Source organism: Acinetobacter sp. ME22 (genome assembly GCF_022012315.1).
Taxonomy (GTDB): domain Bacteria; phylum Pseudomonadota; class Gammaproteobacteria; order Pseudomonadales; family Moraxellaceae; genus Acinetobacter; species Acinetobacter brisouii_A.
Genome location: NZ_JAKLTL010000005.1, coordinates 29041 through 50432, shown reverse-complemented (window position 1 = coordinate 50432; position 21392 = coordinate 29041). Strand labels below are relative to the sequence as shown.

General features: G+C 40.4%; 20 protein-coding genes. 14 read left to right on the top strand and 6 right to left on the bottom strand.

The genetic code is table 11. The features are described 5' to 3' along the window. Positions 1–3: 3 nt before the first annotated feature. The 12 genes from LVY74_RS08585 to LVY74_RS08530 all read left to right on the top strand — a co-directional run bounded on the left by LVY74_RS08585 (position 4) and on the right by LVY74_RS08530 (position 11364). Positions 4–930: a branched-chain amino acid transaminase gene (locus LVY74_RS08585; RefSeq protein WP_045794425.1), complete on the top strand. Its 927-nt coding sequence runs from the start codon at positions 4–6 to the stop codon at positions 928–930. A gap of 66 nt (positions 931–996) precedes the next feature. Beyond that, a complete protein-coding gene (locus LVY74_RS08580; RefSeq protein WP_237814738.1) occupies positions 997–1887 on the top strand; it encodes a mitochondrial fission ELM1 family protein in 891 nt (296 codons plus the stop codon). Between the two features lie 45 nt (positions 1888–1932). Continuing rightward, positions 1933–2706, top strand: coding sequence for a polysaccharide deacetylase family protein (locus LVY74_RS08575; protein WP_269090990.1), 774 nt, complete (start codon positions 1933–1935; stop codon positions 2704–2706). A 14-nt stretch (positions 2707–2720) separates the two neighbouring features. Further along, the gene (locus tag LVY74_RS08570) at positions 2721–3716 is read left to right on the top strand and encodes a glycosyltransferase (protein WP_237814736.1); all 996 of its coding nucleotides are present in this window, start codon (positions 2721–2723) and stop codon (positions 3714–3716) included. Continuing rightward, complete coding sequence (locus LVY74_RS08565; protein ID WP_237814735.1) at positions 3709–4740, top strand: ELM1/GtrOC1 family putative glycosyltransferase; 1032 nt, start codon at positions 3709–3711, stop codon at positions 4738–4740. The genes LVY74_RS08570 and LVY74_RS08565 overlap by 8 nt, the downstream gene beginning before the upstream one ends. A gap of 82 nt (positions 4741–4822) precedes the next feature. Continuing rightward, positions 4823–5902: a dTDP-glucose 4,6-dehydratase gene (rfbB, locus tag LVY74_RS08560; RefSeq protein WP_237814734.1), complete on the top strand. Its 1080-nt coding sequence runs from the start codon at positions 4823–4825 to the stop codon at positions 5900–5902. A gap of 10 nt (positions 5903–5912) precedes the next feature. Continuing rightward, complete coding sequence (gene rfbD, locus LVY74_RS08555; protein ID WP_237814733.1) at positions 5913–6821, top strand: dTDP-4-dehydrorhamnose reductase; 909 nt, start codon at positions 5913–5915, stop codon at positions 6819–6821. Further along, positions 6818–7717 carry a glucose-1-phosphate thymidylyltransferase RfbA gene (gene rfbA / locus LVY74_RS08550; protein WP_237814732.1) on the top strand — a complete coding sequence of 300 codons (900 nt, stop codon included), beginning with the start codon at positions 6818–6820 and terminating at the stop codon, positions 7715–7717. Before rfbD ends, rfbA begins: the two co-directional genes overlap by 4 nt. A gap of 24 nt (positions 7718–7741) precedes the next feature. Then, a complete protein-coding gene (rfbC, locus tag LVY74_RS08545) occupies positions 7742–8317 on the top strand; it encodes a dTDP-4-dehydrorhamnose 3,5-epimerase (RefSeq protein ID WP_237814731.1) in 576 nt (191 codons plus the stop codon). A 9-nt stretch (positions 8318–8326) separates the two neighbouring features. Then, a complete protein-coding gene (locus LVY74_RS08540) occupies positions 8327–9391 on the top strand; it encodes a glycosyltransferase family 4 protein (RefSeq protein WP_237814730.1) in 1065 nt (354 codons plus the stop codon). Between the two features lie 228 nt (positions 9392–9619). Then, entirely contained in the window at positions 9620–10582 is a 963-nt protein-coding gene (locus LVY74_RS08535; RefSeq protein ID WP_237814729.1) for a hypothetical protein, read from the top strand. 44 nt (positions 10583–10626) lie between these two features. After that, on the top strand, positions 10627–11364 hold the full coding sequence (locus LVY74_RS08530) for a hypothetical protein (protein ID WP_237814728.1): 738 nt from the start codon (positions 10627–10629) through the stop codon (positions 11362–11364). A 13-nt stretch (positions 11365–11377) separates the two neighbouring features. Here the strand turns inward: LVY74_RS08530 and LVY74_RS08525 are convergent, their stop codons facing one another. The 6 genes from LVY74_RS08525 to LVY74_RS08500 all read right to left on the bottom strand — a co-directional run bounded on the left by LVY74_RS08525 (position 11378) and on the right by LVY74_RS08500 (position 17652). Continuing rightward, on the bottom strand, positions 11378–12490 hold the full coding sequence (locus tag LVY74_RS08525; RefSeq protein ID WP_237814727.1) for an acyltransferase family protein: 1113 nt from the start codon (positions 12488–12490) through the stop codon (positions 11378–11380). Positions 12491–12709: 219 nt separating this feature from the next. Further along, positions 12710–13543 carry a glycosyltransferase family 25 protein gene (locus LVY74_RS08520; RefSeq protein ID WP_237814726.1) on the bottom strand — a complete coding sequence of 278 codons (834 nt, stop codon included), beginning with the start codon at positions 13541–13543 and terminating at the stop codon, positions 12710–12712. After that, complete coding sequence (locus LVY74_RS08515; RefSeq protein WP_237814725.1) at positions 13536–14588, bottom strand: glycosyltransferase family protein; 1053 nt, start codon at positions 14586–14588, stop codon at positions 13536–13538. Before LVY74_RS08515 ends, LVY74_RS08520 begins: the two co-directional genes overlap by 8 nt. A 42-nt stretch (positions 14589–14630) precedes the next feature. After that, complete coding sequence (locus LVY74_RS08510) at positions 14631–14849, bottom strand: hypothetical protein (RefSeq protein ID WP_151708580.1); 219 nt, start codon at positions 14847–14849, stop codon at positions 14631–14633. A 106-nt stretch (positions 14850–14955) separates the two neighbouring features. Further along, positions 14956–16743, bottom strand: a complete 1788-nt coding sequence (aspS, locus tag LVY74_RS08505) for an aspartate--tRNA ligase (RefSeq protein WP_237814724.1) — start codon at positions 16741–16743, stop codon at positions 14956–14958. A gap of 132 nt (positions 16744–16875) precedes the next feature. Continuing rightward, the gene (locus LVY74_RS08500; RefSeq protein WP_237814723.1) at positions 16876–17652 is read right to left on the bottom strand and encodes a DUF4184 family protein; all 777 of its coding nucleotides are present in this window, start codon (positions 17650–17652) and stop codon (positions 16876–16878) included. A gap of 121 nt (positions 17653–17773) precedes the next feature. Between LVY74_RS08500 and znuD the strand changes: the two genes are divergently transcribed. Next, positions 17774–19789: a zinc piracy TonB-dependent receptor ZnuD gene (gene znuD, locus LVY74_RS08495; RefSeq protein WP_237814722.1), complete on the top strand. Its 2016-nt coding sequence runs from the start codon at positions 17774–17776 to the stop codon at positions 19787–19789. Between the two features lie 104 nt (positions 19790–19893). Continuing rightward, entirely contained in the window at positions 19894–21357 is a 1464-nt protein-coding gene (locus tag LVY74_RS08490; protein WP_237814721.1) for a phospholipase D family protein, read from the top strand. Positions 21358–21392: the final 35 nt, after the last annotated feature.

Genomic DNA, 21392 nt, shown 5'->3' with positions numbered 1-21392 from the left:
GCCGTGAATTTGGCTGATCGTGATGGTTTTATTTGGCAAGATGGAAAATTAGTAGATTGGCGTGATGCAAAAATTCACGTCTTAACCCATACATTACACTACAGTATGGGCGTGTTTGAGGGTGTCCGTGCCTATGAAACACCAAAAGGAACTGCGATTTTCCGTTTAAAAGAACACACCAAACGTTTGCTTAACTCTGCAAAAATTTATCAAATGAAAGTCCCATTTGATCAAGCAACGTTAGAGCAAGCACAAATCGACGTGGTACGTGAAAATAAATTGGCTTCTTGCTATTTACGTCCGCTTATTTGGATTGGTTCAGAAAAACTCGGTATTGCAGCAACTGACAATACCATTCATGCAGCAGTTGCAGCATGGGGCTGGGGTGCATATTTGGGTGAAGAAGCGATGGCGAAAGGTATTCGCGTGAAGACTTCTTCATTTACACACCACCATCCAAACGTGACTATGTGTAAAGCAAAAGCATCTGGTAACTATACGTTATCTATTCTTGCGCATCAGGAAGTGGCACATTCAGGCTACGACGAAGCAATGTTGATGGATCCTCAAGGTTACGTTTGCCAAGGTTCTGGCGAAAACGTGTTCTTGGTAAAAGATGGTCAATTACATACGCCTGATATTGCAGGCGGTGCGCTTGATGGTATTACCCGTCAAACCATTATTACGATTGCTAAAGATTTAGGCATTGAAGTGATTGAGCGCCGTATTACGCGTGATGAATTCTACATCGCTGATGAAGCATTCTTTACAGGTACTGCTGCGGAAGTAACTCCGATTCGTGAATACGATGACCGTCAAATTGGTGAAGGTTGCCGTGGTCCAATTACGACATTGATTCAAAAAACTTACTTTGATGCTGTTCAAGGTAAAAATCCGAAATACGAAGACTGGTTAACTTACGTAAAATAAGTTGAATCAGTTAAGATAAGAGCGAAACTTTGGTTTCGCTTTTTTTATGCGAGTGGAAAAATCAGTATGCATGTGGTGTATATCAGTGATGGTAAGGCGGGGCACCGTTCCCAAGCCTTGGGATTGTATCAGGCCATGCAGCGCCAACATGCAGATTGCTCTTTTCAGGAAATCTCGGTTGCTGATTTGCCAGTTTTGAGTTTGATTGGCGCTATTTTTTCTCGGAAGTGTGCTCAGCTTGAACAAACCCCAACGTTTATTTTTGGTGTTGGAAGTCATACCCATTTACGCGTGTGGCTGATAGGGAAAGTTTATCCTAAAGCCAAAACGGTGATTTTAATGAAGCCGAGTTTACCTTTAGGGTGTTTTGATTATGCGGTGATTCCTGAGCATGACGCTGTGCCTGCATCGGACAAAGTCATTGTGACCCAAGGGGCACTCAATCCGATTGTCAATCAGCAGCGTCATCAAGCCAACCGAATCTTGATTGCTTTAGGTGGCTCATCTAAACGTCACGGTTGGAATACTGAAAAAGTATTCACTGCCATTCAAAAAATTGCTGAGCAGCAGCCACAAGCAACGATCATCTTAACCACATCACGTCGTACTCCGAGTGATTTTTTAGTACAGTTACAGCAGCAACCTTATGCAGCACAGCTCCAGATTTTCCCTGTGGAGCAAACCCCTCAAGGCTGGATTTTTGAAGAAATGCAAAAAGCCGAAGCAGTTTGGGTCACTGAAGACAGTGTGTCGATGATTTATGAGGCACTGACCGCAGGTTGTCGTGTTGGATTGATTGAGATTGATCGGCTTAAGCAAGACCGTATTGCTCATGCAGTGGATGGGTTATTACAAAAACAATATGTCTCATCGACCACCCATTTACAACAACTGCCTGCGGCAAGCGCTTTTAAAGAAGCAGAGCGTGTGGCAACATATTTACTTCAATCTTGTTAGGTTAACCCTGTGATTTATTTGGCTCTGATTGTGCTGCTTGCGGTGATGGCATTTAGTTATAAATATGCGTGGTGGAAACCTGCAATCGATTGGAAACGTCCGCGTGTCTTGATGTATCACATGGTGCGTGAGCATATTGATGGTGCTAAATTTAATAAACTGCGTGTGACTCCTGCCGAATTTGAGAAACAAGTAGCATGGATGAAAGCGCAAGGTTTTCACTTTGTCACTATGCGGGAACTTCAGGACAATTGGGGCAAGCATCCTGAAAAAACCGTGGCGATTACCTTTGATGATGGTTATTTAGATAACCTTGAAAATGCTTATCCCATTTTAGAAAAATACCAAGCTAAAGCAACCATTTATGTGGTGGTTGATCGCCATGATCGTGATTGGTCAACCTATAAAAAAGCCCATCATAACAGTGGTGAGTTGGCACGTGAGCCAAAACTTAATGATGAACAAGTTCGATTTTTGGCAAACAGTGGTTTAGTTGAAATTGGTTCACATACCTTGACTCATGCCAATTTGGATAAGCTCAATGATGCAGAATGTTTGCATGAATTGGCAGAATCCAAGCAACAGCTCGAACAGATGATTGAGCAACCCGTGACGAGTTTTGCCTATCCCTTTGGGATTTATAGTCAGCGTGATGTTGAACTGGCAAAACAGGCAGGTTATCAGAATGCCGTGACCACCAAAGAGGGGATTGATGCACAGCAGCCTGATTTTATGCAGTTACAACGCATTAAGATCAGTGGTAAAGATTCGATGTTTGCAGTGAAATGTCGCCTGAAACTGGGTCAACGTGGGCTATAAAAGAGAGAAAAATAATGCACATTTGTATGGTCATGGCGGGTGACGAAGAAGGCGGTTTGGAAAAACATGTGGTAGAACTGGCGAATGGTCTGGCTCAGATCGGGCAGAAAGTCACGCTGATTGCCCATGAAAAGTATGCAGAGCGTGTTCAGGGTGTTGAATTTAAAGCTTTGGATTTGAGTAAAAGCCGTAAAAATCCGATTTTACTGTGGCAGTTGTATCAGACTATTAAAGCCACGCATGCGGATGTCCTGCATGTGCAAGCCAACAAAGCCGTTTCAATGATTGCCCCAATGCTGAAATGGCTGAAAATTCCCAGTGTGGCGACACTGCATAACTTAAAACGCAACGTGCAAGCATTTGAAAAATATGACCGAATTATTGCTGTAAGCCGACGAGTGGCGAATCAGTTTGCTCAGCAAGATCGTGTACGCGTGGTCTTAAATGGCATTCAACCCCCAACATTACAAACCGCACAAAAACAATCTCATCAACCTTTACAAGCGATTGCCGTTGCACGTTTAGTACCAGCCAAAGGTTTTGATTTGCTGGTTGAAGCATGGCAAGGCATTGATGCCAAGCTTTGGATTGTAGGAGATGGGCCAGATCGAGATTTACTGCAAGAAAAAATTCAGCAGTATGCTTTAGCAGATCGGATTGAATTGCTTGGACATCGTAATGATATTAGTGCATTGATGCAGCAGGCAGATTTTTTGGTGATTTCATCACGTAATGAAGGTGGGCCTTATACTTTGGCGGAAGCCTTATTGGTACATTGTCCCGTCATTTCAACCGATGTGGGTATGGTGGCAGAAATCTTACCGCCAGAACTGATTTGCCCTGCCAATGATGTCACTGCATTACATGAGTTAATTCAACACCATGTTCAGCAGTTTGAACAGCTCACTCAGCAGTCCGAAGCAATTTATCAACGTGCCGAGCAGCAATTGACCTTAAATGCGGTATTAAGCAATACCCTACAGGTTTATCAGGAACTGAGCCATGCATGACCAGCAAAACACCAAGAAAACAGTATGGGTCATCAGCGATGGTGTGCCAGGGCATTTTAATCAGTCCAAAGGGGTATTGTTCGCACTCGAACGTGATTTCGAGTTAGATGTACACTGGATTGAGCTGACACTGAAACATAAGTTTTATCGTCGCCCTTTGACTTGGTTATTAAATTGTAAAATTCCTAAAGCAGAAAAAATTCATCAGTTTTATCAGGGGGATGCTTTACCCAGTGGTCGTCCAGATATTGTGATTGGTGCGGGCGGAAATAGTGCCTATGCCATTGTTTGGTTATCTAAAGCACTGGATGCAAAAAATATTTTCTGTGGTTCACTGCGTCAGCTCAAAGCTGAATTGTTTGATGCGATTTTGGTATTAGAACCTGATTTACCAAAACCATTTATTAATCTGCCTGTATCCCCGATGCCTTTAAGTCAGGCAACTTTAGCGCAGCATGCAACAGTTTGGCGATCTGAGCATCCGCATGTTGAGCAGCCAGTGTGGACGATGCTGATTGGTGGCGATGGTGCGGGCGCGCAGTATCAGCAACAAGACTGGGTACAACTGGCAAAGCAAATGAATCTGCTGGCACGTCAGCATCGCATTAAATGGTTATTGAGTACTTCACGTCGTACAGGGCAACAGGCTGAGAAAATTTTACAGCAATATCTCAACTTTGAGGGGATTGCCGATGTGGTGTGGTGGTCAGAGCAGCCACGCTCAGTGTTACATCAGTTTTTGGCAGTTTCAACACGCGTGTTTTGCAGTGCTGATTCAATGTCGATGATGATGGAAAGTGTGACCGCTATGCGTCCTGTAGTGGCTTATTTGCCTGAACACTGGCAACCCGATGAAAAATTCCAAAATGTACTTCAGCGTTTGAGTCAACAGCAGCTTTTGCAAGTCATTTCTATTGCACAGCTTAATAGTACATTTAAAGCCGAGCAGCAGCAGACCTTAGCCATTGAGCCGAGTGAAATGTTGGCAGGGCAACTCCATCAACAACTCTTTGTTAGTGACTAAATTGCAATCTCCATGATTTCTTAACTGTTGTCGGTAGAGAATTGGTTATACTAAGCAGAATTTTTAGTGTTCCGATTTTAAGATGAAAATTTTAGTCACAGGTGGGGCGGGCTTTATTGGTTCGGCTGTTATTCGCCATATTATTCAAAATACTCAAGATGAAGTTTTAAATGTCGATAAACTGACATATGCGGGAAATTTGGAGTCTTTATCCAGCATTGCGCAAAGTACGCGTTATCAATTTTCCCAAACCGATATTTGTGATCGCACTGCACTTGATCAATTGTTTTCAGATTTTCAGCCTGATGTGGTGATGCATTTAGCTGCTGAGTCACATGTAGATCGTTCAATTACAGGCTCGGCTGCTTTCATTGAAACCAATATTTTAGGGACTTATCAATTACTTGAAGCTGCTCGCCAGTATTGGAACGAGCAGATCGGTGAGAAAAAGCAGGCATTCCGTTTTCATCATATTTCAACCGATGAGGTCTATGGTGATTTGGAAGGTACAGAAGATTTATTCCTTGAAACCACGCCATATGCACCAAGTTCACCGTATTCAGCCAGTAAAGCCAGTTCTGACCATTTAGTTCGTGCATGGTACCGTACTTATGGTTTACCTGTACTAATTACAAACTGCTCCAATAATTATGGACCGTTCCACTTTCCTGAAAAACTGATTCCACTGATTATTCTGAATGCCTTGAATGGTCGTGCTTTACCTGTTTATGGGAATGGTCAGCAAATTCGTGACTGGCTTTATGTGGAAGACCATGCACGTGCGCTGTATCAAGTGGTGACTCAGGCACAAGTCGGTGAAACTTATAACATCGGCGGTCACAACGAGCAAAAAAATATTGATGTGGTTAAAACTGTTTGCCAGCTTTTAGAAGAACTTGCACCAAATAAACCAGAAGGTATTGCCCATTATCAAGACCTGATTACTTATGTGACGGATCGCCCAGGACATGATTTGCGTTATGCGATTGATGCCAGCAAGATTCAAAAAGACTTGGGTTGGGTACCACAAGAAAGCTTTGAAACAGGTTTACGTAAAACGGTCGAGTGGTATCTAAACAATCAGGAGTGGGTTGCTCACGTGCAAAGTGGTGAGTATAAAAACTGGCTGAATCAGCAGTACCATACTGAATCTGTTCAATAAGGAATCATCAATGAAAATTCTTTTATTGGGCAAAAATGGTCAGGTGGGTTGGGAGCTACAACGTGCTTTGCAGCCTTTAGGTGAAGTGATGGCTTTAGATCGCCATGCCAATTTACAAGGGCTGTGTGGTGATATTGCGAATTTTGAAGCCATCACTCAACTGATTCAGCAAGTTCAGCCAGATGTCGTAGTCAATGCAACAGCATATACGGCTGTCGACAAGGCTGAAGCAGAAGTTGAACAAGCTGACCTGATTAATCATTTAGCTGTCAAGCATTTGGCTGAACAGTGCCAAGCAGTGAATGCCCTGTTGATTCATTACTCTACAGATTATGTATTCTCTGGAGAAGGTGTGACGGCATGGCAAGAGCAAGATGCAACTGCACCGCAAAATGTCTATGGTCAAACCAAGCGTGCAGGTGAACTGGCACTTGAGCAAAGTGCAGTAAAATTTATCAATTTCCGTACCTCTTGGGTGTACGGTACGCACGGTCAGAACTTTATTAAGACCATGCTCCGTTTAGCGCAAGCTAAAGAAGAACTGAATATTATTGCTGATCAGATTGGTGCGCCAACAGGTGCAGCATTGATCGCAGATGTTACGGCACAGGCAATTCGTTATTACAACTTGCAAGACAATGAACAGGAGCAACACTTGTGTGGGCATTATCATCTTGCGGCTTCGGGTGAAACCTCGTGGTATGAATATGCACAGTTTATTTTTGATGTCGCGCGACAAAAAGGTTTAGTCTTAAAGTTGCAACAGGTGAACCCAATTGCCACAACAGCCTATCCGACACCTGCCAAGCGCCCGTTAAATTCACGTTTAAATACTCAAAAATTACAACAACAATTCCATCTGCATTTGCCACATTGGCAGCAAGGTGTGGAACAAGTTTTAGGAGAAATCATCGTATGAGTCAGATCAAACGTAAAGGTATTATTCTTGCGGGTGGTTCAGGGACACGCTTGTATCCAATTACCATGGGAACATCGAAACAGTTGTTGCCCATTTACGATAAGCCAATGATTTACTATCCATTGTCTGTGCTTATGCTGGCAGGAATCTCTGAAATTCTGATTATTTCAACGCCTGAAGATTTACCAAACTTTGAAAAATTACTGGGTACAGGTGAAGCACTGGGTATCCAGTTATCTTATAAGGTTCAGCCATCACCCGATGGTTTGGCACAAGCCTTTATTTTGGGCGAAGAATTTATTGGTCAGGACAATGTCTGTCTGATTTTAGGCGATAACATTTTTTATGGTCAAAGCTTCAGCCAACAATTGAAACGTGCTTCAGCACAGACCTCAGGTGCAACCGTATTTGGTTATTATGTCAATGACCCTGAACGTTTTGGTGTTGTGGAATTCGACTCAACAGGAAAGGCGATCAGTATTGAAGAAAAGCCTGTACAGCCAAAATCAAATTATGCGGTGACAGGCTTATATTTCTATGACAATAGCGTTGTTGAAATCGCAAAGAATATTCAGCCATCGCCACGTGGTGAACTTGAAATTACCGATGTGAATAATGTGTATTTACAACAAAATCAGCTCAATGTTGAATTACTTGGACGTGGTTTCGCTTGGCTAGATACAGGCACTCATGACTCATTGCTTGATGCAAGCCAGTTTGTGCAAACTGTAGAGCATCGTCAGGGGCTTAAAGTTGCATGTCTAGAGGAAATTGCATTTAACAATGGTTGGATCAGCCCTGATCAATTGTTAGAACGTGCCAATTTCTTTAAAAAAACAGGTTATGGTCAGTATTTGTTAAAACTGCACCAAGAGCACCAAACCAAACACGTCTAAATTAGCCCAATTGAGTCAAGTCGCATGAATATTATTGAAACTAAAATTAAAGATTTACTGATTTTTGAGCCACGGGTTTTTGCTGATGAACGTGGTTGGTTTATGGAAAGCTTTAATCAGAAAAACTTTGAACAGGCTTTGGCGGAACGTAATCTCCCGATTCCAAGCTTTGTGCAAGATAATCATTCTATGTCACAAAAAGGGGTATTGCGTGGTTTACATTACCAGTTAAATCCGCATGCTCAAGGCAAGCTTGTACGTGTCGTGCAAGGTCGTGCATGGGATGTGGCAGTTGATATTCGTCAAGACTCAGCAACGTTTGGGCAATGGGTAGGTGTTGAACTCACAGGTGAAAATCAGCGTCAGTTCTGGATTCCTGCGGGTTTTGCACATGGTTTTATTGCTTTGGAAGACAACACGCAGTTTTTATATAAAACAACAGATTATTATGCAAAAGAGTGTGAACGTAGTTTGGTGTGGAATGATGTTGAACTTGCAATTGAATGGCCAGTTGAAGCAGGTATGCAGCTTAAATTGACTGCAAAAGATCAGGAAGCTGCGACTTTCGCTCAGGCACGTGCAGCTCAAGCATTGTTTTAAGGAAAGCATATGAAAGTTCTGAATGCAGTCTATGGTGATGCAACGGGTGGTCGCTGGCAAGCCATGCTGGACATTGCCAATACTTTAAAAAGTTTTGGGCATGAAGTGGTTTTGCTACGTGGTACTGAAAACCAGCATCTTAAAAGTGGTGAATGGCCAATTAGCGTTATTCCGAACAAAGGTTTTTATAGCATTACAGCAGCATTAAAAATTCGTAAATTCATTGAGCAACAACAGCCTGATGTGATTATTGCACATAGCGGTAAGGCAGTTTGGTTGTTCAAAAATGCGATGTTGGGCATGTCCAAAAAAATTCCTGTGATTGCGGTCAATCATAGTCATAATGTCAAACGGACTTTGCGTGCCGATGCCTTTATTCATATTACGCCGTATGTCCAAGAGTTGGTGCAAAAACGCCAAACGCCTGAAGAGCGCGCAGCTAAACCACAACAGGTGATTTCGAACTTAACGTATTTACCTAAAGTTGTTGCTGAGCCACATCCAATTCGTATTCCACCGAGTATTGTGATGTTAACGCGGATGGTGCCCAATAAAGGCGTGCATGTACTAATCGATGCTTTAGCGATTTTGCGTAATAAGGGGATTGATTTTAGCGCAGTGCTGGCAGGTCAGGGTGAGATGCTCCCGACTTATAAGCATCAGGCTGAGCAGTTACAACTTCTTGATAAAGTCAGTTTCCCAGGTTGGATTGGGGGTGAAGATAAAATTGCATTATTGCAAAATGCCGACATTGTCGCGTTGCCTTCGATTACTGAAATTCAGGGCATTGGGATTTTAGATGCATTTGCATGGGGTAAAACCCTGATTACCACAGATCACATTGGTATTCGCCAAACTGCAAAACATGGTGTCAATGCTTGGTGTGCCAAAGCTGATGATGCGCAAAGTCTTGCAGACGGTATTGAATATTTAATTCAGCATCCAGACGAAGCTTTGAAGTTTGCTCAACAAGGCAAGAAAGAAGCTTTAGAGAAATACTGTTTTGAGCAGACGGCTAAGGCACATAATCAGTTTGTTGAGCATGTTCTCAGCTATTATAGTGATAAACATTAGGGCTTGTCCTCATTTGAGGAAATAGCTCAAAAATGAGTATATTTATGCTCATATTCGAATATTTAACAAACAATCTGGTTGTTTATTGAATAAAATAAGAGCTAATTTGCCTCATAAAATGAAATGAGGACACGCCCTAGGATTTATTGAATAAAATTTTGAAAATACCAAGATTTATCTTGGTATTTATAACTAAACTTATATTAATTTTAAAGTATTGAGGTAAGAGTGAAAATATTATTTCATGAAAATCAACTTTCTTACAGGGGAACAACAACATCATTATTTGATTATGCTTGGTATAATCAGGAAATTTTAGGAAATGAATCAGTTATCTTATATCAGGAAAATAATCCAAATAATTTTCAACCTGCAATTGATCGATTTAGTAAAAATTTTGAAGTGTACTCTTATACCGATACTAATCAAATTGATAATGTTGTTAAAGCAACACAGTCGGATTTATTGTATGTAATCAACTCTGGAAAAAAAGATAATGTAATTAGTCATAATATTAAGACCGTTATTCATGCTGTTTTTAAAGTTTATGAACCTTATGGTGATGTATATGCTTATGTGTCGGAATGGCTATCACAGGAAATGACAGGAGGCATAGCACCTTTTGTTCCACACATGATTAATTTACCTAATATTTCTGGTGACTTAAGAGAAGAGCTTGGAATTCCTGAGGATGCTTTAGTTTTTGGCAGATATGGAGGGGAAGGTACATTTGATTTAAAATTTGTTCATAAATTTATTTCAAAATTTTCAAGAAAGGATAAAAATATTTATTTTTTATTCATGGGAACAAAACCATTTGTTAGAAAGAGTATATTTCGTCCATATAAAAATATTATTTTTCTTCCTGCTAATACTGACTTAAATTATAAAACAAAATTTATTAATACTTGTAATGCATATTTACATGCAAGAAAACAAGGCGAAAGTTTTGGCATAGCAATTGGTGAATTTTCAATCAAAAATAAGCCAATTTTGACTTGGGGAGGGAGTGATGAAAATAGCCATTTAGATATTTTGGGCGATAAAGCTTTAATATATAATAATACGGATGATTTAATAGATATTTTATTGAATTTTAAAAACCTTCCAAATAATGATTGGGATTGCTATAGTGAAAGCTATAATTGCCATGCAGTCATGCGTAAATTTAAAAAGGTTTTTATTGATTAGATAGGTTTAATCAATAAATTTGATTGTAAATTGAGTAAATATATATGAATAATCTATCTTTAGATGAAGTTGAATTTCATTCCTTTCATTGGGACAACTTTGATCGGGATATTTTGGCTGCTCATAAAAAGGTGATGCAGCATTTGGGGCTAAATGTAAAATATACCGAAGAAAATATGCCACATGGTGAATGGCTTGATCGTGTCATTGGTCAGTCTGCAGCAAAAGTGGTCGCGATTATTGAGCCAGACCTGATTCCTTTAAATCGTGAAATTGTTGAGCAATCAGCCCAGTATGTTTATCAGAATAATACCTTTTTAGGTTGTGCTCAAGCATCGAACCATATTCACCCTGCGACCCATATTTTTGCCTCACCTGCGTTCTTTTTTATTACACCATCCTGTTATCAAGCATTGGGTAAACCTTCATTCATGCAAAATAAAAAGGCGGATGTTGCTGAACAACTGGCTTATATTGCAGAGAAAAAAGGGATTCGTTATCGGACTTTATATCCAACCTGTTTCGAGCGTGAACCTCGTGAAGGTATTTGGCTATTGGGTAACTATGGCTATTATGGTATCGGTACTGTATTTGCGAACAGTGTCTATCATTTATTTCAAAGCCGGCATGCCGACAACGTCAAACTATTCTTGCAACGCTGTGATGATGTGCTAAATGGCTGCTTTTCAACAGAAGGTTTTATTTCGTCGACTGCATTTAATGATATTGGACGCGTAGTTAAAAAGCCAAAAATTAAACAGTGGTATAAGAAAATTTTTTAAAGAAAAGCTGATCTTATTCAGCTTTTCTTTTTAAAAAAGGTAATTCGATATATTTATAACTAAGTAATGATACTAAAATTGTTAAAGTAAAAATTACAGGGAAAACCAGATAGTAGTAAATAATTTCTGATTTAAAATTAAAGTAATTTAATATGGTGAAATTAATATATAAAATTAATCCATGAAGTAAATATATACTATAGCTAATATCTCCTAAAATTTTTACTCCACGGCTTTGGAGTATTTTAAAAGAATTATTGCTATTGGTGATGAAAATAAAAATTATTGAAATTATAACTTGCTGATTAATTGAATATGCTTTAGTTGATGTAAAACAATAAATTAATAATGTTATTATAAGAATGGAAATGTACTTCATGTATTTTTCTAAGATTTCTTTAATTATATTTTTTGAAATTATTGAAAAATAGGAAAAAATAAAAAGGCAATAAAGAAACTTATTGGTTTTTATGAAAATAATGATGAATAAAAGCGTTGTAAAAAGTGTTAGCCAAGTGAAATTCATTTTCTTATTGAAAATTAGATGGATAATAGGGAGTGAGAAATAAAATCCCCATTCATAAAGTAGTGACCAATTTACTGAAGCAATAATTAAGCTACTTTTGAAGTCTTCTAAAGAGCCGCCTCTAAAAATTAACCAACCACTTATCCATTCTAATATGTGTTTTAGAGATGGTTGCGGTGAAATTGAAATTAGTGTAATTAAGATAACAATTGAGCTTACAAACAGGTATAGTGGTAATATTCTTCTTATTCTTGAAATATAAAGTGATTTCCAATTGATATTGTTTTTTTTGATTTTATTGATAAACAAATATCCAGTAATAAGAAAGAAGAATGATACAGGAATTGCTCCCAAATTATCCAAAATATTGTTGTTCGGACTGCTCCATTTTCCTGTAACTTTCCATATATAGGTAATGTAAAAATGATGTGAAAGCACACTTAAAGCCAGAATACCCCTTAAGCTATCTAAAGGTGAGTTTCGTGAAAGTGAATCGAAATTTTTACAATATTTGGGTGGGATTTTAGCTAGTAAAGCACTAGCACTATAAATACATATCACTAAGATTGGGATAATATATAGCTCGTAAAGTGAGTTCATGCTACTTGATTAAATAAGTTTAAATATGATTTAGTATATTTTTTTTGTATAAAATTTAAAAGTTATTATTTAGTTTAGGGCGTGTCCTCATTTCATTTTATGAGGAAAATTAGCTCTTATTTTGTTCAATAAACAATCAGACTGTTTGTTAAACATTCAAATTTGAGCATAAATATACTCATTTTTGAGCTATTTCCTCAAATGATGACAAGCCCTAGTTTATTTTAATTTTTGAATAAAATTGCTTAAGCGTCGAATTTTAAAAATATGAGAATAGCATTTTAAGTACGTTAAAAAATCTTGCCATATTTTACAAGCATTTTTAGCAAAACGATTTTCTTTATATTGTGCTAAGAATGCTTGGCGGTTTTGATCGACAGCTTCAATGGTACTGTCATTTTCACCACCTTGTTCAAAGAAATAATAATATGGAATTTCTGATTTTTCTGAGAGTAGATATTTCCAGTCATCGGCAACTGTAGTCTTTGCCAACATTTTTCTGACCAGTTTACTTGCTTCGTTTGGAGTCACGCTATAGGCACATGCCATCGTGTATTGATAACGAGAGCCAAGCATATTGAAATGAGTCTGATCTTCTGAGACATAGCCTAAAATGCGGGTACGGGCTTTTTTAGAGTGTCCGCTGAGAAAAATAAACTCGGCAGGATGATGAAGTATGCTGTGTAATTGTGCTGTATATTGATGATGTGCTGCAAGATAGACATCATCTTCAATAATCACCACACGATCATAATTCGCATAGCGCTGTTCTGAAATCCGTTGCCACAAAAATAGGTGACTGAGCATACAACCGATTTCGCCTGTACTCATTGGACGTTTACACTGACCAGCTTGTTCACGTGCAATATTAATCAATGCAAGTGTTTCAGAAGATAAGTCTTTACCATAGATCGCGTCAAAAAATTCAAGCTCAATTTCAATATCAGAAACCGCTTGGCGCAATTTATTAAACTCAAGCTCTATCGCTTTACGACGTTCTAAGCTTTGCTTGAGAGAAATACAAATAAATAGAACTTTCGAGGACTTAGACATGAGCAATACGTTGTCCTTTCGCGTAGATTTCAGCTTGCCAAGGTGAGTTTAGTGATTTTTGATCAATTAAATTGAGCCATTGCTGCAAAATGTTTTTCGCTTCAAAGGTTGAGTGTGCAAGCGCATAGCCACGCTGCGCGATCTCAACGGCCTGCTCAGGGTGCTCATGGTAGTATTTTAATTTTTCCAGTAAATCAGACGTGTCTTTAAAGTACACCAGACTATTTTCAGGAAATAATTCAGTCATCCCAGGCGTTTCTGCGCTAAAAACCAGACAGCCCATGCCTGTGAGTTGAGCCAGACGGTCACTACTATACATATAAATATCATTATATTTTGAGTAGTTGATGCCCATTAAACTGCTACGCACCGCAGCTTGGTATTCATGCCCAAATAAAGACGGTTGTCCTAAACATGCACCAAGCTTAAATTTGAACTGAGGAAGCTGCTCAGTTAAATGGCTAATAAATTGCTCACGCTCAGGGTATTTGCTATTTGAACCGCAAAAAATACAGTCGTAGTCAAATTTAAGCCAGTCTTCACGTGCGTACTCGATTGAATGCAAACTTAGGTTCGGGGTAAAAGCAAACACAGGATGATCACAAACTTCAGATAGATTCTGTAAATGCTGACCTGCCGTTGTCACAAAGACATGATCGACTTCACTGTGCATCTCTTTGAAATGATCGAGACGGTGAGGCTCATTAATCGGGTCAACGAACCACATGGCAACTTTGGCTTGGTGAATTGCTTTGAGTTGTTTGAGTAATTCTTTAGGTAAATGAATATGCCCAATTAAAATCAGGTCAAAATGAATATTTTGACAAAGTTCAATCAGTTGTTGGTGTGTTTTTTTATGAGAGAGAGAAGTGGTGTTGAAAATATTACTTTTTCTGACCATATACTTATAGTCAAAAGCATGGACATAGTGCCCAAGTTCAATTAAACCATGTTGAATCTTGGCATCGGTGTTATAAAACATTGAGCCATTATTGTCAGTTTTGAAATTTGCAATGTGCAAGATTTTTAAAGATGAATGGCGCAATGTTACTGTTCCATAATGAGAAGATGAACAAGAATCGAGGTTTTATTGGTTATCCGCATTACCTTTCAGTACCATATAAATCAAGGCACAGAAAATTAGCAGGGCAGCAGATAAACTGCTGAAACAGAAATATAAAATACGTTGGTGAGTGGTGATATTCATGAGTTGATTATGAATAATATAGGTCATGATACCCCATTGGGCTAAAGAAAACACAATCACCACCAACGAACGGCGGCGCACTTCTGGACGCATAGCCATGGTTTTCACCTAACATAAAAAAAAGCAGCTTATTATGCCACTATAGAGAGTCAATCTCAATTACCATAAAAAAACCCTGCCGAAGCAGGGTCTTATCGACAAAAACTTAAGCTTCTTTGGCTTCAGCTTTTGGTTTTTCACGTAAACGGATGCCTAGGTCACGCAATTGATTGGCTTCAACTGGTGCAGGTGCTTGAGTCAACGGACATTCAGCAGTTTTGGTTTTCGGGAATGCAATCACATCACGAATCGAAGATGCACCAGTCATCAACATGATCAAACGGTCAAGACCGAATGCCAAACCACCGTGCGGAGGCGCACCATAACGTAAAGCATTCAATAAGAAGCTGAATTTTTCTTCTGCTTCTTCTTCACCAATACCTAGCGCTTCAAAAATTGCTTTTTGCATTTCTAAAGTATAGATACGCAGTGAACCACCACCGATTTCAGTACCGTTCAGCACCATGTCGTAAGCAACAGACAATGCTTCACCTGGGTTGTTCTTCACTTCTTCAACAGAAGATTTAGGTAAAGTGAACGGATGGTGAACAGATGTCCACTTGCCATCGTCAGTTTCTTCGAACATTGGGAAGTCAACGACCCAAAGCGGTGCCCATTCGCAAGTTGCAAGGTTCATGTCATGACCAATCTTCACACGAAGTGCGCCCATAGCATCATTGACAACTTTGGCTTTGTCTGCACCGAAGAAGACGATGTCGCCATTTTCAGCACCAACACGTTTCAACAAATCTAGCACGATTGGCTCGATGAATTTCACGATTGGAGATTGAAGACCTTCGATGCCTTTTTCGAGTTCATTGACTTTGATGTAAGCCAAACCTTTCGCACCGTAGATGCCAACGAATTTGGTGTATTCGTCGATGGCGCTACGTGGAAGTGCACCTGCACCTGGTACGCGAAGCGCAACAATACGACCTTTAGGGTCTTTTGCAGGGCCAGCGAAGACTTTGAACTCAACGTCTTGCATGAGGTCTGCAACGTCAACCAATTTCAACGGAATACGCATATCTGGTTTGTCAGATGCATAGTCACGCATCGCGTCTGCATAAGTCATACGTTCAAATTTATCGAATTTAACATTCAATAATTCATTGAACATTTTAACCGTTAAGCCTTCCATTAAATCCATGATGTCATCGTCACTCATGAACGATGTTTCAACGTCGATTTGGGTAAATTCAGGCTGACGATCCGCACGCAAGTCTTCGTCACGGAAACATTTTGCGATTTGGTAATAACGGTCAATACCACCGACCATCAACAACTGTTTGAACAATTGTGGTGATTGTGGAAGTGCATAGAAGCTACCATTTGAAACACGGCTTGGCACTAAATAGTCACGCGCACCTTCTGGTGTTGCGCGAGTTAAGATCGGTGTTTCAACGTCCAAGAAACCATGATCTTCGAAATAGTTACGGATCAAGTTGGTGACTTTAGAACGGAAGCGTAAACGATCTAACATTTCAGGACGACGGATGTCCAAGAAACGGTATTTCAAACGAATTTCTTCAGAAATATTGGTGTTGTCGTCATTAAGTGGGAATGGAGGAGTTTCAGAAGTTGCAAGAACTTCAATCTCTTTACCCAAAACTTCGATTTGACCACTCACCATGTTGGCATTTTCTGTGCCTGCATAACGGCGGCGTACACGACCTGTAATTTTTAATACAAATTCAGAACGTGCTTTATCTGCGGTTGCGAAAGCTTCAGGCGTATCTGGGTCAATAACCACTTGAACAAGACCATCACGGTCACGCATGTCGAGGAAGATGACACCACCGTGATCGCGACGACGGTGTACCCAACCACATAGAGTCACGGTTTGGTCAATTTGGGCTTCGGTTAAAGAACCGCAGTAATGAGTTCGCATCATGTTTTTTAAATCCAAACTATATTGGCAATAGGAGCGTATACGTAAACAGCGTACCGCGAATCAATCAGCGATTATGCCCTTTTAGACCATGTTGCTCAAGGTTTAGCGCGAAAAAACCATGGCTAAGACGACTTAAGACGGAGGGAGCGATTTTTTAGCCGCTTGAATTTGTGAATATTTCCATAAAAATAAACCACAACCCGCAGTAAAACAGACCAGCCAGCCTTGCACAAAGGCTTTAAAACTGCGACCACTTAACTCGTAGAGATTTCCCCAAAGCTCAGCATGATTGAACAGATAAAAACTCAGCATTGCCATTCCACACAGCAATGAGTTTATGGATAAGCGTTGTAAAAATTGGCGTTGTAAGGTTGTAGGAGTCACTTGTCGATGATCTGCAATATAACGCTTTGTCCACATCCATAACCAAGGCAAAGCCAGTACGGATGTCCCGATTTGTAACAGCCGATGCATCGGGAAATGATGGTCAAATAGCCCAATGCGTTGCTCTAAGAAATCACGGGCTAACCAAGTGCGTGCATCGACATGGGTAAAGCTGTCCCAGATAAAATGACTAATAGTTCCGAGGAGTAATGCACAAATCGTTGTCACACAAAAGACACTTTGTTGCTTTAAGCTATTTAAATGTAAAGGGGAATTTATTCCCAGTCCTGTAAAAATCACAGGGCGATATAGCAGATACCACAGTCCCGAAGCCAGCAAACCAATCAACAAGTCGGGGAAAATTAAGCCCTGCCATAAATGACTCAGCATGACATCTTTTGGGGTAAACAGGCGAATGAGATCAGGTGTCATACAACCGATAGCAGCCGCAGCCAATGGCAGTTTTCTTTGGCTGAGCCGATAAATTACAGGCGCAATCAGCATATGCGACACAGTAAATGCCATAAATATGTCAGAGAAATCGAAAAGCAGAAGTTTAACGGAATTATGGATAAAGTACGAATGGGTCTTGCAAATAAATTGATACGTTATAATATTACAACAAATTTAGCACTGGATGCCTACAATGCATTTTAAGAAACATGTGTTTGCCCTTTCGGTTTTATCACTGACCATTCAGCAGGTCATGGCACAAGATGCGCCTGTTACAGAAAATGATTTACCGACTATTCAGGTTCATGCCGATAAAAAATCAACGGTGAATAGCAGTGCAGGCGATGCAGTTGTGGGTCAAAAAACCTTAATCGCAGGGGCAACCACTATTGGCAATGCCTTAAATGGTCAGGCAGGCGTGTATTCAGCACAATACACTGGCGGGGTAAGTCGTCCTGTGATTCGTGGGCAAGATGGTGCGCGAGTTAAAATTACTGAAAACGGTGGCGATGCACTTGATGTATCGAGTGTTTCACCTGACCATGCGGTGACGGTTGATCCAAACTCGGCACAGGAAATTCAGATTTTAAAAGGCCCTGAAGCGTTGTTGTATGGCGCAGGATCGGTTGGTGGTCTGATCAATGTGGTCGATGACAAGATTCCGACTCAAATGCCTGAAGGTGGTTATACAGGTCGCGCAGCGGTGCGCTATAACTCAGGTAGCGATGAACTGTTGTACTCAGGCAATGCCACGATTGGACTGGGAGATCAGTTTGCCCTACGTTTGGGAGGTTTAAAACGTGACGCCAATAACTATATTTTGCCGAAAGATTTACAAAGCGATAGCCGTCGCCAAGACAGCACTTTTGCCGATTCTAAAGATTACAACGTAGGGTTGTCATGGATTTATGACCGTGGTTATACAGGGATTTCCTTTAGCCAGCGTCATGATCAATATGGTATTCCTGCCGACAATGAGCTGTACGGCACGTGTGAACGTAGCGGCAGCAGTTTAACCAATTGTGGTACAGCAACGGGTGGCGGTGATGATGCACAAGGTTGGATTAACCTCAAAGAAAAACGCTATGACATTAAAACTGAGTTGAATGACCCATTTGCAGGTTTTAACAAACTCTCTGCTCAAGCTAACTATACCGATTATCAACATACCGAAATGGATGGGGACACGCCAGACACGACCTTTAATAGCAAAGGCACAGATGCGCGTATTACCTTGAGCAATAATCCTTGGGCGGGTTGGACAGGGCAAATTGGAACGCAATTTACTCAGCAAAAACTCAGTATTGATGGTGATGAATCGTTGATGAATCCCAACACCAGCAAAAAATACAGTCTGTTTGCCTTACAACAAAAGCAGATCAATAACCTGAATTTTGAAGTGTCATCACGAATTGACCAGCAAAATATCAATATTGATTCAACTCAAAAAGATTACAGTGGTACGGCTTATTCGATTGCAGGTTCAACCAGTTGGGAGTTTATTCCAAACTATAAACTGTCTTTGACTGCATCACATCAAGAGCGTTTGCCTGTGGCACAAGAGTTGTATTCAGATGGCAAACACATGGCGACCAATACCTATGAATTGGGCGATGACAACCTTGATAAAGAACAATCCAATAACCTTGAACTGGGGCTGCACTTTGACAATGACCGTTTGAAATATAACGTCAGTGTGTTTCAAAACTGGTTTGAAAACTTTATTTATGCCAAAACGCTGGATCAATATGATGATTTTCGCTTAATTCAGTATAGCCAAACTCAGGCGCGTTTCTATGGGGTCGATGCTGATCTGAGCTATCAACTTTCTCCAGTCTGGAATGCAGGTCTGTTTGGGGATTATGTACGCGGTAAGCTAGATAACGATGGCAATGCCCCACGTGTTCCAGGTGGACGCTTAGGCACACGTTTCAAAGCGGACTTTGGCGATGGCTACTCGGCAAGTGCAGAGTATTATCATGTGTTTAATCAGGATGATATTGCCAATTATGAAACTGATACCAAAGGCTACAACATGCTGAATCTAGGTTTGGCATATACAGGTCAGGTGAATGCAAAAACAGGTTATCGTTTATATGCACAGGCCAATAACTTGCTCGATGCCAATGTTTATCAGCATGAATCATTCCTTGCCAATGTGCCGCAAGTCGGACGTAACTTTACGGTCGGGGTAGATTTTAACTTCTAAGATTTAAGCCCAATTCGTGACAGGAGTGCTTCCCATCACGAAATTACTCTTGAAAAAATTGAAGAGAAAACCTAGCCTGAGACTATTCGGCTAGGTTTATTTTTATGCGTATATTTCACAAAATTCATGATAAGTTACAATGGTCTCCCCGCCATTATGCGGGGTTGTTTGTCGGTATTTTATTTCTGGGTTATGCCTCTTCTGCGGTCTATCACACAGTCAAACCGCTCCCTCGTGGCATTGATTACACAGGAAAGTTGCATCATGCCGATGTACAGTTCTTGGCTGATGAAACCTATGTGGATGCCACAGGTAAAGTGCAGCAGGATCAGCATATCTTTGATCAGATTTTGAGTTTGGTTGCGCAAGCCAAAACCACGATTGTGATTGATATGTTCTTGTTTAATGATGAAATGGGCAAAAATGCCCAACCTCAGCGTCATTTGACCCAAGAACTGACACAAGCCCTGATTCGCAAACGAATTCAATCTCCAAATGTTGAAATTAAAGTCATTACTGACCCCATTAACTCGATTTATGGTGGACTTGCACCTGAGCATTATCGCAAGTTGCGTCAGGCAGGTGTTGATGTGATTGAAACCAACCTTGCACCACTACGCACGCCTAATCCTGTATGGTCAGGTTTTTGGTATTTGTGCTGTCAGGGTTTAGGCAATAATCCGCAAGGTGGATGGCTACCCAACCCATTTGGTCAGGGCAAAGTCACCTTACGCAGCTATTTAGATTTACTCAACTTCAAAGCCAATCACCGTAAAACTATTGTGGTCGATACCGATCAGGGCTGGAAAGGGCTGGTCACTTCTGCCAATCCACACGATGGCAGTTCACATCATGATAATGTCGCGTTGTTGGTCTCAGGGCCTGTTGCTGTGGATATTTTAAATTCCGAGCAACCTGTAGCTGAAATGTCACAAGGTGAAATGGGCGTTGTGATTGTTGGTCAGCAAGAGGGTGATAAGCGCTTACCGCAAGTGCAGGTTGTGACCGAAGCGGCAATTTATCGTGCTGCATTGAATATGATCAATACGGCAAAACCTCAAGATCAGATTGATCTGGCAATGTTCTATTTGTCTGAACGCAAAATTATCGATGCTTTAAAACAAGCCAAGCTGCGTGGTGTGCAGGTTCGTGTTTTGCTTGACCCCAATAAAGATGCTTTTGGTCGTCAGAAAAATGGTATTCCAAATCGTGAAGTTGCGGTTGAATTGCATGATGCAGGTATTCAAGTGCGTTGGAATGACACGCATGGTGAGCAGGCACATACTAAAATGCTGTTTAAGCACAATGCGACCCAATCTGAATTGTTGCTCGGTTCAGCCAATTTTACTGCACGTAATTTAAAAAACTATAATCTGGAAACCGATTTGCGCGTGATTGGCTCAAGCCAAACGCCAGTATTTGTCAATGCCAAAAAATATTTCAATACCGCATGGGAAAATCTGGACGGGCGACAAATCAGTGTTGATTACAGCAAATATGCCGACAGTTCAAAATTGAAATATGCGTTGTATCGTTTTATGGAATGGTCAGGTTTATCGACATTCTAAAAATGAAAACGTAAAAAAAGAGAGGTCATGTGCCT